Below are 15,178 nucleotides of genomic sequence, written 5' to 3'. Positions count from 1 at the left end.
AGCGCCTCACGGCATTCGACCACTCTCGTAGAGCGAACAGCAAAAAACTCAGTCTGCGGCTACCTGTTTCGAAAAACTGAAATCCACCCCTAGATTCCTGAGGCCGAAACCTGTTTTTATACTGCCTGATATCAAATCGTTACGAACTAACTAAAGCCACTTTCCCCAATTAAACACTGAAATTCAAAGTCAACGAGGAAAAAGCGCTGTCATTCTAATTCAATATCAGAACTCTACTTGCACAATCAAATATCACCGTTTTGCGAAAACGCCAATTATTATTTCATATATATCCAACGAAAATCGAATAATTTCCAAGAATTGTTATGGGGCAGCACAAACATTAAACATCAAAAACGCTGCTTAAAGCTGCAAAAAGCTGCTTAAAATACTGAACACGAACCCCACTCACCTTCCAAGAAGATCATCCTGCGTCGAATCCGGGCCCAGACGATATCCTGTCATATGTGCTGCTCTCGCAAGTAAATGTGCAGCAACAGGTGCTGTGAGGATGAAGAAAACGAATCCGGCCAAGGCGCGCGCGAAGACGGCAACCTCTCCCGAATGAAGACCGGCTGCAAGCAAAAGCAGACCTGAACCCACAGTTCCCGCCTTCGAGGCGGCGTGCATGCGCGTATAGAGATCCGGCAGACGCAGGATCCCGAGCGCCGCCACCAGGGCGAAAAGCGCGCCTGCTATCAAGAGCAGCGCGACGATGACTGCCAGAGCTTCCGCGATCACGACCTGTCTCCCTTGCCCTTGCGGCGGCCAGCGCGCTTGCCTGAGGGCTCGGGCTTGCGTTCATACCGTCCGGACTGATTCGATCCATATTCGCCCCCTTGCGACAGCACGAAGCGCGCGAAGGCCACGGTAGCCAGGAAGCCGACGAGGCCAAGCGCGATTGCGATATCGATATAGAGCGTGAAGCCCGTCTTCACGGCAACGACGGCTATAAAGCCGATTGCGATGCCGGACAACGTATCAAGCGCCAATACACGATCGGGCAGCGTCGGCCCTGCAATCACCCGCCAGCCGGCGAGCAGAAATGCGATCGCAAGGATGAACAAGGCGATGGTGGCAGCCGTGTAGACAATCGGTCCAAGGAACATCAGCGAAACACCTCCGCGATCTTGCGCTCGAAGCCATCCGCGATGCCGCGTCTTGTTCCCTCCGGATCGGAGCAATCGAGCGCGTGGACAAAGAGCGTCCTGCGATCATCCGAGACATCGACCGACAAAGTGCCTGGCGTCAGGGTGATGAGATTGGCGAGCAGCATGATTTCAACGTCGGTCTGCACCGTCAGCGGAAACGCGAATATCCCGGGCTTCAGGCGCATGTCCGGCCGCAGCACCGTCAGCGCCACCTTGCAGGCCGACAGTGCGAGTTCTTTGAGGAAGATCGCCGCAAGCGACAGGACAGCCACGAAGCGCCGCAGATATCCGCGACTGCCATAGGGTTCGCGCACCACGAAGAGCGCGAGTGCGCCAAGGGCGAAGCCGAGGATCATGTTATGAACAGACGGGCTGCCGGTGACGACGCACCACATGATCGCAAGCAGGAGATTGAAGAGCAGCGAGGTCACGGTGCGGCACTCCCCGGAAAGACCGATCGGAGATAGATCGTCGGGTCGGCAAGCTCCATCGATGCCCCCTGAACCAGCAGGAGCAGACGTTCGGGCAGCAGTCCGAAGCCGACGACCAGGGCTGAGAGCCCGAGCAGCGGCAGAAGTACACGCAGGTCGAGCGACTTTCGCGTTTCCGGCACCGCGGCTGCGGGCCGCCAGTATGCGAGCAGGAACAGGCGACCGAAGGCAATCGTGGTCAGCAGGCTGCCGATGAGTATCGGCGCGGCCAGCCACCAGGCACCGACATCCAGCGACGCCTTGACCAGCATCACCTTCGGCCAGAAACCGGCAAACGGCGGCAAGCCACATGCGGAGAGAAACAGGATCAGCGAGATCGCCGCAAAGGCGCCGTTTCGCCTGTAGAGGCCGCCCAGCTCCGTCAGCGAGAAACTCTTCCCAAGCGTCGCTGCCTGTCCGGCAACGAAGTAGAGCGCCGTCATCAGCACCATCGACTGAAGCGCGTAGAAGATCGCGCCGGACAGGCCGCCGGCGGTGCCAAGTGCTGCCCCGATCAGCATGTTGCCGATTCCCGAAATGACGACATAGCCGAGAAGCCGACGGATATCGTCCTGCGCGAGAACGCCGAGGGCCGCGACGATGATGGTCACGGCTCCGACGATGGCGATCAGCAGGCTCAGCTGTTCGCGCTCCACCGGCAGCAGCAGGAACATGACACGGAGAAGAGCATAGATGCCGACCTTGGTCAGCAAGCCGGCAAAGAGCGCCGAGACCACGATTCTCGGCGTATGGTAGGAGGCAGGCAGCCAGAAATTGACGGGAAAGGCGGCAGCCTTCATCGCGAAGGCCAGCAGGAACAGGGCCGCCAGCGTCATCATCGGCGCCCCTTCCCGCAACGTCTCGGCCTTGATCGCGATATCGGCCATGTTCAGCGTTCCGAAGACGCCGTAGAGGACGCCGACGGCGATCAGAAACAGCGTCGTGCCGATGAGGTTCAGCACCGCGTACTTCATCGCCCCATCGATCTGGCCGCGCTCGGAGCCGAGCACCAGCAGGCCGAAGGACGAGATTAGCAGGACCTCGAACCAGACATAGAGGTTGAAGACGTCGCCGGTCAGAAAGGCGCCGCTGACACCGGCCATCAGCATCATCAGCAGCGGATAGAAACCGTATCGCCGGGCAGTCTCGTCGATATCGGCGAGCCCGTATATGCCGGCCGCGAGCGCAACGACGGCAGCAGCCAGTGCCATCAGGGCGCCAAACAGATCGACGGTGAAGGCAATGCCGAACGGCGGAAGCCAACGCCCCATCACCATGGTGACCGGCCCCTCGGCAATCACCTTGGCGAGCAAAGCGGCGTCGATCAGCACAAGCAGACCGAGGCCGCAAAGCGCAATCCACGCCTGCAGCCGCAGCGAGCTGCGCGCCATCAACAGAATTGCGCCGAGCGTAACGCAAAGCGCGACCGGCGCGACTGCCAGCCACGCGCCAAGCGGCACGGGCGCGACCGTCATGGCGGCGGAGATATCGATCGTTGCTCCCGGGGATACTGCCATCCTCAGTATCCCATCGGCGGCAGCCGCGGCTTGTCGGGCTCGGCGATGCGCATGTCGTCGGTATTGTCGGTGCCGATGTCCTGGTAGGCGCGATAGGTCAGAACCAGCAGGAAGGCCAGAAACGAGAAGGAGATGACGATCGCCGTCAGGATCAGGGCCTGCGGCAACGGGTTTGCCGCGCCTGCCGGCAAGGCCTGGAGATCAGCGGGAACGATGGGCGGCACCTCGCGCGTGATCCTGCCAGCCGTGAAGAGCAGCAGATTGACGGCATTTCCGAGTACGGCGATCCCCAGCATGATACGGATCGAAAATTTCGACAGCATCAGATAGATCGCTGCCGCGAAGAACAGGCCAACGAGAACGGCAAACACCGGTTCCATCATTCCACCTCCCGTTCCTCGAGCGCCAGCGCGATCGACGTCAGCGATCCGACGACCACGAGATAGACGCCGATATCGAACAGCATGACACTCGATAGAGGGACTTCGACGCCAAAGAGCGACGGATAGATCCAGAGACCCGTCATGAACGGAACAGCAAGGAACAGCGACAGAAGCCCGGCGCAGCAGGCCATTAGCAATCCGGCACCGGCAATCGCCAGCGGATGGAAAACGATGGCGCGGCGCACAGATCCGACGCCGCGCGCGATTGCGAAGATCGCCAGCGCCGAGGCTGCGATCAGCCCGCCGATGAAACCGCCGCCCGGCTCATTGTGGCCGCGCAACAGCACGAAGACGGAAAAGAGCAGCATCAGGGCCGTCAATCCGGGTGCGACGGTCCTGAAGATCAGCGTATTCATGGGCGCTCAACTCCCAGATCCTCAGGCGCATTTGGATCGTTCTCGGCGAGCTTTCGCTCTGTGTGCGCCCGAACGCGGATCAGTGCCAGGATCGCAAGCCCGGTCATGGCGACGACGGCGATTTCACCCAGCGTGTCCGTGCCGCGGAAGTCGACGATGATGACGTTGACGACATTGGCGCCGTGCGCGATCGCCTTGGAATAGGTGTTGAAGAAATCGCTGAGCGCCATGTCCAGAGGCCGCTCGGTGGCTTTCATCAGGAGTAGCGCAAAGCCGCAGCCGCAGGCAATCGCAATGCTGCCGTCCAACAGCATCTGGCCGAACGATCGCCGATCCCGTGGCGACAGGCGCAGCCGCGTCATGACCATCGCGAGGATGACGACGGCGAGCGTTTCCACCATCAGCTGCGTGAAGGCGAGATCGGGGGCTCCGAAAAGCAGGAACAGGATGGCGACGGAGAAGCCCTGGATGCCGAGCGATACGATCGCGGTCAGCCGGTCACGCGCCACGACGACGGCGAGGATCCCGGCAAGCGCCAGCAAAAGTACTCCGGCCTCATGCAGCTGCAGATGCGACGGAAAGGCAGGCATGACGGGAAGCTCCCCGTAGATCCAGAGCGGCAGCAACAGTATCGCGGCGACGCAGAGGAAAGTGCAGGTGATGTAGATCTCCAGCCGCCCTGGCTGCAGAATGCGGGTGACGGCGGCAGATAGGCGGATCAGTCCTGTAATGGCATGGTCGAAGCCCCGATCGGGGCCGGTTCCGAGCCAGCGGAGGCAAAGGGCCATGCCGGCGCGGAGGCGATCAAGCTGCCAGTAGAAAGCGGCACCAAGCGCAATGGTCAGCAACGACAACAGCAGCGGCAGGCCGATATGAGGTGCAAGCGAGATGCCGACTTCGACGGTGCTGCCGCTGACGGCAGACGCCATCGGCGAAGACACCCATTGATGAACGTGCCCTGCGAAGAGCGCAGCCAGCACTCCGAGGGCAGCCAGAGCCGCGGGCCCCGCCAGCAGCGAGATCGGCGCCTCGTGAGGTTGTTTCGGTGTTCCCTTCGTCTTGCCCCAGAAGGGTTTCAAGCCAACGGCAAAGGCGATCGCGAACATCAGCGCATTGCCGAGCACCGCCATCGACGTGGCGACGACGGCCCATGGCGATGCCGTGGCGAGCGCGTCATAGATCTGTTCCTTGGCAAGGAACCCGAAGGCCGGCGGCAGGCCGCCCATCGAGATGGCGGCGACCAAGGCGGCGGCGAAGGTGGCCGGCAAGGCATGCCGCAGGCCGCCCAGGCGGGTGACGTCACGCGTGCCCGTTTCATGATCGATGATCCCGGCGACCATGAAGAGCGCGCCTTTGAAGAGCGAATGCGCGACCAGGTAGACAACGGCTGCCTCGATTGCATGGGACGTTCCGAACCCGACCATCATGACGAGCAGGCCAAGGGAGGCGACGGTCGTATAGGCAAGCTGAAGCTTCAGGTCGGTCTGCGCCACGGCAAGCAATGCGCCGACCACAAGCGTCACGCCGCCGAAAAGCGGCAGCAGCACTTCCCATGCAACGGTGCCGCCCATTGCCGGATTGAGCCGCATCAACAGATAGACGCCGGCCTTCACCATGGTCGCGGAATGCAGATAGGCCGACACCGGCGTCGGCGCCTCCATCGCATTCGGCAGCCAGACATGAAACGGGAATTGCGCCGACTTGGTGAAAGCGCCACCCAGAACAAGCAGCAGGACCGGCAGGTAATACGGGTTGTCGCGCAGGATGTCGCCCGATTGCAGCAATTGAGACAGCTCCGCCGCGCCTGTCGCGCTTGAGACCAGCAGCAGGCCCGCCAGCAGCGCAAGGCCGCCACCACCTGTCACCACAAGCGCCTGCAGCGCTGCTCGGCGTGCCGCCGCCCGGCGATGGTCGAAGCCGATCAGCAGGAAGGACGCAATCGAGGTCAGCTCCCAGAAGACGAACAGCATCAGGAAGTTGTCGGAGACAACAAGCCCGAGCATCGCGCCCATGAACAGGAAGATGAAGGAGAAGAACCGCCCCTGATCGGCGTGGCCCTCGAGGTAGCCGCCGGCATAGATGACGATCAGGGCGCCGATGCCCGTGATCAGCAGCGCGAAGGTGACGGAAAGACCATCCAGCAGCCAGGAAAACCGAAGCCCGAGGCTCGGCGCCCAATCATAGCCGCCCGTGATGGGACCGACCGCGACTGCCGGAAGCTGGCCGAGAAAATGAGCGAATGCCAGCAATGGCAGGAGCGCAAGCAGCCATGCCGCCCTGGCCCCGAGCATGCGGACAAGAAACGGCGCCACGACAGCGCCGAGGAACGGCAGGCATAAAGCCGCAAACGTCAGTGCCGTTGCATCGGCCATCCCTGTTCCTCTGCCTAAGGCCTTTTCTCGAAAGGCGGTCCCATGCCGAAGTGGTTGTAACCTTTAGGAGAAGAAGGGCTGGGCCTCAAGCAATCTTCGGCCGGCCGGCACGTTTCGCACAGGAAGTGAGCTCCGGCAGCTGCGAGGCGTTGCGAAACAGAAGGTCGTGGCCGACGAAGACGATTAAGGACAGAGGCCAGAAGACGCAGGCGACAAGACCGAGCAGCCGGCGCGGCGGCCAGCCGTCGTGGCTGGCCCAGCCTTCCAGAAGCGTCAGCAGGAGGCACATTGCCGCGATTGCCGCGTAGATGCTCGAAACAACAGGATAAAGCACGTCCGCCCCCCAGATCGCGACGCCTTGGAATTAACCAATTCTATACCAAGATGTTTTCTGCGGTGAATCCCCTCTTTGGAGTACAGCCGAGGTTCAACCGAAAGGCAGATGTCTTGATCGTTTTGATGGAGGGCCCCACATTCCCGGCAGGAGCGCAAATCCATCCATTTCATCCGGAAGGAGAAGATCCATGACAGACACGATCGCAACGTTCCGCAAAACCGACGCCGAATGGAAGGAACAGCTGACGCCCGAACAATACCGCATCACGCGCCAGCACGGCACGGAGCGCGCGTTCACCGGGCCCTACTGGGATTCGTTCGAAACCGGGCTCTACCGTTGTGTCTGTTGCAATTCGCCGCTCTTCCGATCCGACACGAAGTTCGACGCGGGATGCGGCTGGCCAAGCTATTTCGAACCGGTCGCGCCGGATGCGGTGACCGAACATCGCGACACTACTTACGGCATGGTTCGTACGGAAATCCGTTGCGGCACATGCGATGCGCATCTCGGGCACGTGTTTCCCGATGGCCCGCCCCCGACGGGACAGCGCTACTGCATCAACGGCCATTCCCTGGCCTTCGAACCCGGACGCTAAAGCGCCTAGGCTGTTTGTTTCGAGACCTGAAGCTCCATGAAGGTCAGGTCGAGCCAGCGACCGAACTTGATGCCGACCTCGTGGAACGTGCCGCCGTTGCGGAAGCCCAGTTTCTCGTGCAGGCCGATGGAGGCGACGTTGCCGGCTTCGATGCCGGCGATCATGACGTGAATGCCGTTTTCCGCCGCCCGGGCGATCAGGGCCTTCATCAGAAGCTTGCCGATGCCGGCGCCCTGATGGTCCTTTTCGACATAGACCGAGTGCTCGACCGTATGACGGAAACCCTCGAATGCACGCCAGTCGCCATAGGACGCATATCCGGCAATCCGGCCGTCCTTCTCCGCGACGAGAACCGGGAAGCCTCGGGCCTGACGCATCCGGAACCATTCGACGCGATTGTCGAGATCGACCACCGTTTCGTTCCAGATGGCTGTCGTGTGCTCGACGGCATGGTTGTAGATATCCCGGATCGCCGGAAGGTCGGCCTCGCCGGCGTCTCGAACGATGGCGTCTTGCGTCATGAGCGTTAGTCCACTATTGTTTCATTGTGTCCACTATATCAAACGATTTTGACCGCTGTCTAGGGGAACGCATCCGCGCCGAGCGAGAAATGCGTGGATGGTCGCTCAGCGATCTCTCTGAGGAATCCGGCGTGTCACGGGCGATGATCCACAAGATCGAACGTGGCGAGAGCAGCCCGACGGCTTCGCTGCTCGGCAAGCTCTGCGGCGCATTCCGCCTGACGGTCTCGTCGTTGATCGCAAGGGCGGAAGCCGGCGGCCAGAGGCTGGTCCGGCGTGCCGATCAGCAGGTCTGGACCGATCCGGAAACCGGATATTCCAGACGGCACGTTTCCCCCGCTGCCGGCAGTCCGATCGATATCGTCGAAGTGGATCTGCCAGCCGGCGCGATGGTTTCCTATCCGGCATCGTCTTTCGTGTTTCTCAGGCAATGCATATCGATGGTCGAGGGCGAACTGACCTTCATCGAAGGCGACCTTGTCCACGAACTGGCGACCGGCGACTGCCTGCTGCTTGGGCCGGCGGCGGATTGCACGTTTCACAACCGCGGCGACAAGGCTTGCCGCTATGTCGTCACCGTTCTGAAGGCAGCCTGAACGCTAAAGTGCGTCGCGATCTTTCAGATTCGCTCATGCGCTTTAGCTCCTTGTTTTCTCGCATGTCTTTGTCCCGAAACCGACGACCACTTTCGGGAGACATGCTTTTAGCCGGTCGTGGCCGCGCTGAGACAGGTCAGCACAGCCGAGTAGTGTACAGCGGCGGCGGCAACGACAAAGGCGTGCCAGATGGCATTCTGGAAGCGAAGCTTTTCCCATACATGGAAGACGACGCCGGCGGAATAGATGACGCCGCCGATAATGATGAGCAGCATCGAAACGAACGGAATGCGCTCCGCGACCGGCCCGGCAACGAGGACGCCGCTCCAGCCCATTGCGAGGTAAAGCAGGATGGCGAGCTTGTCGTAGCGCCCGGGAAACGCGCATTTCAGCACGACGCCCGCCGCCGCCACGACCCAGATCGCGATCAGCATGGCTGACAGCAGCGGATTGTCCGCCCCGCGCTGCAGGAAGGGCGTGTAGGTCGCCGCGATCAGGATGAAGATCGAGGAATGATCCAGCCGCCGGAGAAACCATTTCGTGCGGGAAACCGGCCAGGCGTTGTAGGAAAAAGAAATGCCGAGGGTCAGGACAAGGCCGAGGCTGTAGATCCACGCGGCCGCGAGCTCCCCATGCGAACTCCAGACGGTCGCGTAGAAGATCAGCGCGGTCGCTCCCACCAGCGCGAGCGCAAGCCCGACACCGTGGACGATCCCATCGGCAATTAGTTCATATTTGTCATAAGCCCAGCGGATCCCGTTGAACTCGCCCATGCGAAACGTCCTTGTCGTTGCGGAGGAATGGTGGCACCGAAAACCGACGCACGCAACTACTGGGGAGGCGAGATGACCGGCGATGACGTAAGCTCTTCGAAGAGCCTCCCGGCAATCCGGCCGTATATGGCCGATGATTGCGATGCCACCGTGGAGATTTTTCTGCGCGCCATCCGCGAGGTGGCATCGAAAGACTATGGCCCGGCTGAGATCGACGCCTGGGCCAAGGTCGAGGATCGCGAGGCATGGGCGGTTCGCCGCGCCAGCCGGCCTGCATGGATCGCGGAGGTCGACGGCAAGCCGGCGGGCTTTACCGACCTGGAGCCAGACGGACATCTCGACATGATGTTCGTCCACCCGGATTTTCAGGGAATGGGGATTGCCAGCCTGCTGTTGCAGTCGGTGGAGACGCAGGCCCGGCTATGGGCGCTGTCGCGTCTGTTCACGGAAGCGAGCCTGACGGCCAGACCATTCTTCGAAAGGCGCGGCTTTGTCCTCCTCGCGCAGCAGAGCGTCGAAAAGCGGGGCCAGAGGCTCACGAATTTCCGTATGGAGAAAAGGATCTAGCTACCGCGGGATTTCCGCTTATCGCCCCATGCAGTCCTCGCAGAGCGGCGCATAGGGAACGGCTTCCAGCCGCTTGCTTGAAATCGGCTGGCCACAATGCACGCAGAGGCCATACGTGCCCTTGTCGATCCGCTCGAGCGCGGCACCGATGGCACGCAGTTCTTCCTGTCCGGCCTGGCCGAGCCCTTCCAGGACCTCGTCGTTTTCGCTCTCGGTGGCACGATCGTCGCTGTCCTGCTCCTTGGTGCGGCCGAGATCGTCGTCGATGCGGCTGAGCCGCGACTGCAACTCGCGCTGCCGGTCTCGCAATATCTTTTCATAGGCCGTGATGTCGTTCATTTGGCCCTCCATCGGGTGATTATCTCTTGGTTGCTGCCTGACGTCTTCGATCGACCAGCACGGAGCATTTGGCGTGCCGCACGACCCGGTCCGCGGTGGCGCCGATGAAGTAGTTGCTGAAGTCCGGAAGATGCGACGCGAGGATGATGAGGTCGGCATTATGGGACTCGGCCGCCGCGATGATGCCGCTGGCCGGCCGGCCATGGCTGATCTCGATATTGGCAGGAATGCCGGTTGCCAGGATCAGCTCCTCCAGCCGCGAGCGCGCATCCTTGGCAGCGTTTTCGACAAGCTCCACCGGCAGGTCGACGGCCACGTAGGTCGGGATGTCCTCGACGACGTTGAGCAGGATGATTTCACCGCCCTCGTCGAGCAATGTCGCGGCCTTGCGGAAGCTCAGCGCCCCATCTTCCAGCGCACCGATCTCGATGGCGACAATGATCTTTTTGTACATTCCGGCGCTCCCTATATCGCGTGTCGCGGTGGCACAGATATCTCTCAGAAAATAGATAACGCGCTTTGATCAAGATCAAGATCGGCACATATTACCGTCAACGATCGTCGAACGCTGAATCGCCAAAAACTGGGCTTCTGTGAACAATCGAAATCCGCCATATAGCGGTCAAGTACAGCAACCCAGGGGACCTCTGAGGCACATGGACCGGCGCAAATTCCTTGGTATTGCTACGGGCGGCGCTTTCGCCGCCACCGCCGGTACGCCTCTTTCATCCACGGCAGGAGAACGACGCATGACCACTGAAACTTCCTACGCCCTGACGCGTCCTGCCTATGTCGACCAGTCGCACCTCGTCGTCACCGACCTGCCGCTGGTCTCGAGTTTCTATCAATCCATGCTTGGCCTGAAGGTGATCGAAAAGAGCGCCAGCGGCGAGGTTCTGGGTGTCGACGGCACGCCGCTTCTGGCGCTGACGACGGGCAAGGATGTCCGCGTCGCCCCGCGCAATGCCGCCGGTCTCTTCCATACCGCCTTCCTGATGCCTGACCGCACGGAGCTCGCCCGCTGGCTTCGCCATGCCGCACACAACAATGTCGTTCTGGAAGGCGCATCCGACCACCTCGTCAGCGAGGCGATCTATCTCTCGGATCCGGAAGGAAACGGTATCGAGATCTATGCCGACCGACCGCACGACCAATGGAAATTCCATCAGGACGGCCAAGTGGAAATGGCGACGCTGCGCCTCGACCTGCAGGCGCTTTACAACAGCGCACCTGACGACAGCTGGAACGGCATGGCCGACGGCACCGCGATCGGGCACATCCATCTGCAGGTCGGCAATATTCCGGAGGCAGATACCTTCTACCGCGACGTCCTCGGCCTGAAGCTGATGGCGCGTTATCCGGGCGCGAGCTTCTTTGCGACCGGCGATTACCATCACCATGTCGCCGCCAACATCTGGAACAGCCGAGGTGCGGGAACCCGCGCGGATGGCATGACCGGCTTGTCGGACTATACGCTGCGCTTCAACGACAAGGCCTCGCTCGACAAGGCGGTGGCCAAGCTCGACGAACTCGAGATCAAAAGCGAGAAGCGAAACGGCGGCGTCTTCCTGCACGACCCCTGGGGTATTGGCCTGACGCTGTCAGCCTGAGTGGCGGATCGGATTTAACAGCCAGGCCGGCTGAACCAGCCAGACAGGGCCGCAAACGACGCTTCGCTTCGAAACAGCCTGGAAGCGGCCCTGCCTCCCCGCCGAACTCATACCCAACATGCCGTGAAGATGCGGCGATATCGGGGCATGCCCGGAACTCTTGTGGATCATCTCGCGTTTAGGCGGCGAAGCATCTGGGCTTCCGGGGATCCAAATTTCATGGGTATTGCCAACGGCATTCGCAAACAGGCGAGTAAAGTCGCCATCGCCGAGCCTCACGTCAGTGCCTGGGCGCGAAATATGGCAGAGACGGCGGAGAACATGCCCCAGACTCCTCTGCGCCGGGTCGAGAAGGACGGGCTCGATGTGAGCATGGCCTGGGCGATCATCGGGATCTTCGCGATCCTTGCGCTGGCCGGCGTCTACCTGATGTCGCTCATCCTCATTCCGCTCACCCTCGCGATCGTCGTCGGCATGATCCTCGGCATGCTGGCAGAGAAGCTGACGAAGCTTGGCGTTCCCCGCATCACGAACGCCGTCATCCTCTCGAGCAGCGTGGCGCTCGTGATTTTTCTCGTCGCCACCTCACTGGCTGGCCCGCTGACGACGCTCGCGAACGAAGGCCCGGCCTTCGCCGAGAAAACCGTGAACCGGCTGATGCCCTATCTCGAGCGGATCAAGTGGCTGCATATCACGCCGGAAACCTTCCAGAGCGGCCCGATGTCGGCAGACAAGCTCCTCGAAAACACCGGCAACATACTGCATATCGTGACGGCCAACCTGACGCCGGCACTGATACAGGCGCTGATCTTCTTTGCAGCGCTGCTGCTGTTCCTGGCCGGACGGGTCAGCCTCAGGAAATCGATCATCATGATGTTTCGCACCCGCCCCGAGCGGCTTGCGGCCATCCGGGTGATCAACGGCGTCGAACAGGTGCTCGGCTTCTATTTCGCGACCGCCTCGCTGATCTATGCGTGCCTTGGCGTCGTGATGATGGTTATTGCCTATGCCGGAGGCCTTTCGGCGCCCATTCTCTGGGGCTTCTTCGCCTTCCTGTCGAGCTTCATTCCCTATCTCGGGATTACGATGATGACGCTTGCCATTGCGATCGCAGGCATCATCACCCATGACAGTCTGTTGTTCGGGCTAATGCCGGCTGCGGCATTCTTCACCGTGCACCTTGTGATGGAGAACCTGATCTTTCCAGCGGTCATGGGCCGCAGGCTGGAGATAAATCCCTTCGTCGTCTTCCTCGCCATCCTGTTCTGGACATGGATGTGGGGTGCTGTCGGCGCCATGCTTGCGCTGCCGCTTTCTCTGATCGTGATGACCATCGTCGATGAATTGCTGATCGAGGAGAAGGTGCAGCCACAATTGCCGAAGTGACAGGCTGATGGCAGAGATCGACCTCAAGCACTCCACGCAGGATCGCCTCGTCAGCGGCAGATCGCCCTGGTCTCATGCGAGCCAAGCCCCGAACAGCCAGCGCCTGACTGAAAGCCTGAAGGTCGATGCCCTCGTGGTCGGCAGCGGGATCACCGGCGCGTTGATGGGACAGCACCTCGCCGCCCGCGGTCTCAGGGTCGCGATCGTCGACCGCGAGACGCCCGGCCTCGGCAGTACCGTCGCCAGCACGGCCATGCTGCAATGGGAGACGGACAGGACGCTCAGCGAACTCGAACAGCTCTACGGCTTCGAGCGGGCCGTCGGGATATACCGGCGCAGCGCGGCATCCGTTGCCGGGCTCGCAAAGCTTATTGCCGAGCTGAATATTCCCTGCCAGCTTCGCCCGCGACAGTCGCTTTTTCTTGCCGGCAATCAGGAAGGGGCGCGCGATCTCGCCAATGAGGCAGCCCTGCGGCGGAGAGCCGGCCTGCCGAGCGTCTACCTCGAACATTGCGACCTGTTCACGCAATACGAGCTGGACCGCGATGCCGGCATCCGCTCGCGCGGGGCGGCCGAGGCCGATCCGCTGCTGCTTACCACCGGCCTGCTCCGCTCCGCCGCTGAGAAGGGCGCGATATTGCTGAACGTATCGGTGAAAACGCTGAACTGCGAAGGCGGCCGGGTCTTTGCCGGAACCGAAGACGGCCATGAGATCGAGGCGAAGACTGCGGTGCTTGCGACCGGCTATACACTGCCGGCGATAGAGATGCCGAAACTTCATCGCGCAAGCTCAAGCTGGGCGATCGCGACCGTTCCCCAGGAGCCGGCTTCGCTCTGGCGCGATCAGTGCCTCATCTGGGAGGACAGCCATCCCTATCTCTACGTCAGGACGACAGCGGACGGTCGCATCATCGCCGGTGGCGAAGACGATCCGACGACAGACCCTTCCGCAAGAGACGAGAAGCTGCCGCAGAAGGCCGGCATCATCAGGGAAAAGCTGAAACGGCTCTGGCCGAAAGCCGATACGCGCATCGCCTATGCATGGTGCGGCACGTTCGGCGAAACATCGGACGGATTGCCGCTGATCGGGCCTGTGCCTTCGATGCCTGATGTCTATGCCGCCTATGGCTATGGCGGCAACGGCATCACCTTTTCCTATCTCGCAACGCAGGTCATCGGCGCGATGATAGGCGGACACTATCGCGAGTGGTTCGACGATTTTGCTCTCGACCGGGACGCGCCGCGATTTGCGGATCCGGCCGATTGGCAGCCGGGTCGTCCGGCACCGTTCAACTGACGTGTGCTATTGGGTCGTCTGGTCGTCGCCCATATCTTCGACGTCCTGCAGGCGGACGAACTCGACGCCCTTCGCCTTCAGGTCGAGGATCGCCCTGGCAACGCCCTCACCGGCCGCATGGGTCGGCTGGTTGATATGGGAGATCACGACGTCGCCATCCCTGGCGGACGCAATCCGCTTTTCCGTGACCGCCGCGCCGAGCAGCGAGCCGCCGTCGCCATTCACGGAATAGCCGGCGATGCGGTATCCCATCTCACGGATCTGGGCGATCGAGGAGAGATCGTACTTTGCGGTCGAGCCGCGGAACCAGCGCGGCTGGGCAATGCCAGCCGCAAGCATGGCATCGGCACCGCCCTGGACCTCCTGGCGAACCGCCTCCGGCGAGCCCGCCGAGGCAATGCCATAGATCGAAACAGGCGTATCGACGGCCGGAATATGGTTCTGGCCGTGGTTCTCGAGTTCGAAAAGATCCTGATTCTGAAGGAAAACCTGCAGCGCCTGCGGATTATGCTTCAGCCAACGCGCGGTGACGAAGATCGTCGCGGGAATGCGCTCCCGGACCAGTACAGAAAGAATGCGGTCGTCGGCCTTGCCCATGCAGGCATCGAAGGTGAGCGCGACGCGCGCATGGCCCTTGATGCCCGAGCTTGCGATGCGCAGATGCGGCTCCACAAGTTTCGGGCCAGCGGTCTTTTTCGACGGCGGCGTGATCTTGGCGGGCGTGCTGACAACCGGCGCATCCGCAGACGGGAGAACGCCAGCAGACGCAGCGGAAACGGAGGCAACCAGCAGAGCCGGGATCAGGAAAATACGATTCATAACAGAGACAAGCCGTTCGATATTGAACT

19 protein-coding genes are annotated in these 15,178 nt (G+C 61.4%); 6 read left to right on the top strand and 13 right to left on the bottom strand.

From position 1 onward, the window contains the following. Positions 1-408 precede the first annotated feature (408 nt). The 8 genes from mnhG to FZ934_RS02830 form a co-directional block, all read right to left on the bottom strand. On the bottom strand, positions 409-741 hold the full coding sequence (mnhG, locus tag FZ934_RS02865) for a monovalent cation/H(+) antiporter subunit G (RefSeq protein WP_153269836.1): 333 nt from the start codon (positions 739-741) through the stop codon (positions 409-411). Then, positions 738-1,109, bottom strand: coding sequence for a cation:proton antiporter (locus FZ934_RS02860; RefSeq protein WP_153269835.1), 372 nt, complete (start codon positions 1,107-1,109; stop codon positions 738-740). Before FZ934_RS02860 ends, mnhG begins: the two co-directional genes overlap by 4 nt. Further along, positions 1,109-1,582: a Na+/H+ antiporter subunit E gene (locus FZ934_RS02855; RefSeq protein WP_153269834.1), complete on the bottom strand. Its 474-nt coding sequence runs from the start codon at positions 1,580-1,582 to the stop codon at positions 1,109-1,111. Before FZ934_RS02855 ends, FZ934_RS02860 begins: the two co-directional genes overlap by 1 nt. After that, positions 1,579-3,138 carry a Na+/H+ antiporter subunit D gene (locus FZ934_RS02850; protein ID WP_153269833.1) on the bottom strand — a complete coding sequence of 520 codons (1,560 nt, stop codon included), beginning with the start codon at positions 3,136-3,138 and terminating at the stop codon, positions 1,579-1,581. The genes FZ934_RS02855 and FZ934_RS02850 overlap by 4 nt, the downstream gene beginning before the upstream one ends. 2 nt (positions 3,139-3,140) lie before the next feature. Beyond that, positions 3,141-3,518 (bottom strand): Na+/H+ antiporter subunit C, encoded by a 378-nt coding sequence (locus FZ934_RS02845; protein WP_153272345.1) that lies wholly within the window; start codon positions 3,516-3,518, stop codon positions 3,141-3,143. Beyond that, positions 3,518-3,937 carry a Na(+)/H(+) antiporter subunit B gene (locus FZ934_RS02840; protein WP_153269832.1) on the bottom strand — a complete coding sequence of 140 codons (420 nt, stop codon included), beginning with the start codon at positions 3,935-3,937 and terminating at the stop codon, positions 3,518-3,520. Before FZ934_RS02840 ends, FZ934_RS02845 begins: the two co-directional genes overlap by 1 nt. Continuing rightward, positions 3,934-6,309 carry a putative monovalent cation/H+ antiporter subunit A gene (locus tag FZ934_RS02835; RefSeq protein WP_153269831.1) on the bottom strand — a complete coding sequence of 792 codons (2,376 nt, stop codon included), beginning with the start codon at positions 6,307-6,309 and terminating at the stop codon, positions 3,934-3,936. Before FZ934_RS02835 ends, FZ934_RS02840 begins: the two co-directional genes overlap by 4 nt. Before the next feature lie 85 nt (positions 6,310-6,394). Beyond that, the gene (locus tag FZ934_RS02830; protein WP_246737832.1) at positions 6,395-6,643 is read right to left on the bottom strand and encodes a hypothetical protein; all 249 of its coding nucleotides are present in this window, start codon (positions 6,641-6,643) and stop codon (positions 6,395-6,397) included. 190 nt (positions 6,644-6,833) lie between these two features. Between FZ934_RS02830 and msrB the strand changes: the two genes are divergently transcribed. Further along, entirely contained in the window at positions 6,834-7,241 is a 408-nt protein-coding gene (gene msrB, locus FZ934_RS02825; protein ID WP_153269830.1) for a peptide-methionine (R)-S-oxide reductase MsrB, read from the top strand. 5 nt (positions 7,242-7,246) lie between these two features. Here the strand turns inward: msrB and FZ934_RS02820 are convergent, their stop codons facing one another. After that, positions 7,247-7,762: a GNAT family N-acetyltransferase gene (locus tag FZ934_RS02820; protein ID WP_153269829.1), complete on the bottom strand. Its 516-nt coding sequence runs from the start codon at positions 7,760-7,762 to the stop codon at positions 7,247-7,249. A 26-nt stretch (positions 7,763-7,788) separates the two neighbouring features. Between FZ934_RS02820 and FZ934_RS02815 the strand changes: the two genes are divergently transcribed. Then, a complete protein-coding gene (locus tag FZ934_RS02815; protein WP_153269828.1) occupies positions 7,789-8,358 on the top strand; it encodes a helix-turn-helix domain-containing protein in 570 nt (189 codons plus the stop codon). A 107-nt stretch (positions 8,359-8,465) separates the two neighbouring features. Here FZ934_RS02815 and trhA read toward each other — a convergent pair whose 3' ends face one another. Continuing rightward, positions 8,466-9,131 (bottom strand): PAQR family membrane homeostasis protein TrhA, encoded by a 666-nt coding sequence (gene trhA, locus FZ934_RS02810; RefSeq protein ID WP_153269827.1) that lies wholly within the window; start codon positions 9,129-9,131, stop codon positions 8,466-8,468. A 72-nt stretch (positions 9,132-9,203) separates the two neighbouring features. On the opposite strand from trhA, the gene FZ934_RS02805 reads away from it, so the two are divergent. Beyond that, positions 9,204-9,698 carry a GNAT family N-acetyltransferase gene (locus tag FZ934_RS02805; protein ID WP_153272343.1) on the top strand — a complete coding sequence of 165 codons (495 nt, stop codon included), beginning with the start codon at positions 9,204-9,206 and terminating at the stop codon, positions 9,696-9,698. A gap of 18 nt (positions 9,699-9,716) precedes the next feature. Here the strand turns inward: FZ934_RS02805 and FZ934_RS02800 are convergent, their stop codons facing one another. Both FZ934_RS02800 and FZ934_RS02795 read right to left on the bottom strand, forming a co-directional pair. After that, on the bottom strand, positions 9,717-10,037 hold the full coding sequence (locus FZ934_RS02800; RefSeq protein WP_153269826.1) for a TraR/DksA family transcriptional regulator: 321 nt from the start codon (positions 10,035-10,037) through the stop codon (positions 9,717-9,719). 19 nt (positions 10,038-10,056) lie between these two features. Beyond that, positions 10,057-10,491 (bottom strand): universal stress protein, encoded by a 435-nt coding sequence (locus FZ934_RS02795; RefSeq protein WP_153269825.1) that lies wholly within the window; start codon positions 10,489-10,491, stop codon positions 10,057-10,059. A gap of 295 nt (positions 10,492-10,786) precedes the next feature. On the opposite strand from FZ934_RS02795, the gene FZ934_RS02790 reads away from it, so the two are divergent. From FZ934_RS02790 to FZ934_RS02780, 3 genes are all read left to right on the top strand, one after another. Further along, positions 10,787-11,647 (top strand): VOC family protein, encoded by an 861-nt coding sequence (locus FZ934_RS02790; RefSeq protein ID WP_153269824.1) that lies wholly within the window; start codon positions 10,787-10,789, stop codon positions 11,645-11,647. 219 nt (positions 11,648-11,866) lie between these two features. Beyond that, positions 11,867-13,033 (top strand): AI-2E family transporter, encoded by a 1,167-nt coding sequence (locus FZ934_RS02785; RefSeq protein ID WP_153269823.1) that lies wholly within the window; start codon positions 11,867-11,869, stop codon positions 13,031-13,033. Positions 13,034-13,037: 4 nt separating this feature from the next. Next, the gene (locus FZ934_RS02780) at positions 13,038-14,330 is read left to right on the top strand and encodes an NAD(P)/FAD-dependent oxidoreductase (RefSeq protein WP_194273791.1); all 1,293 of its coding nucleotides are present in this window, start codon (positions 13,038-13,040) and stop codon (positions 14,328-14,330) included. Between the two features lie 6 nt (positions 14,331-14,336). Here the strand turns inward: FZ934_RS02780 and FZ934_RS02775 are convergent, their stop codons facing one another. Continuing rightward, positions 14,337-15,149, bottom strand: a complete 813-nt coding sequence (locus FZ934_RS02775) for a polysaccharide deacetylase family protein (RefSeq protein WP_153269821.1) — start codon at positions 15,147-15,149, stop codon at positions 14,337-14,339. Positions 15,150-15,178: the final 29 nt, after the last annotated feature.

Source organism: Rhizobium grahamii, from assembly GCF_009498215.1.
Classification (GTDB): Bacteria; Pseudomonadota; Alphaproteobacteria; order Rhizobiales; family Rhizobiaceae; genus Rhizobium; species Rhizobium grahamii_A.
Note: the sequence above shows the minus strand (reverse complement) of the source record. Positions and strands in the feature narration are given on the sequence as shown.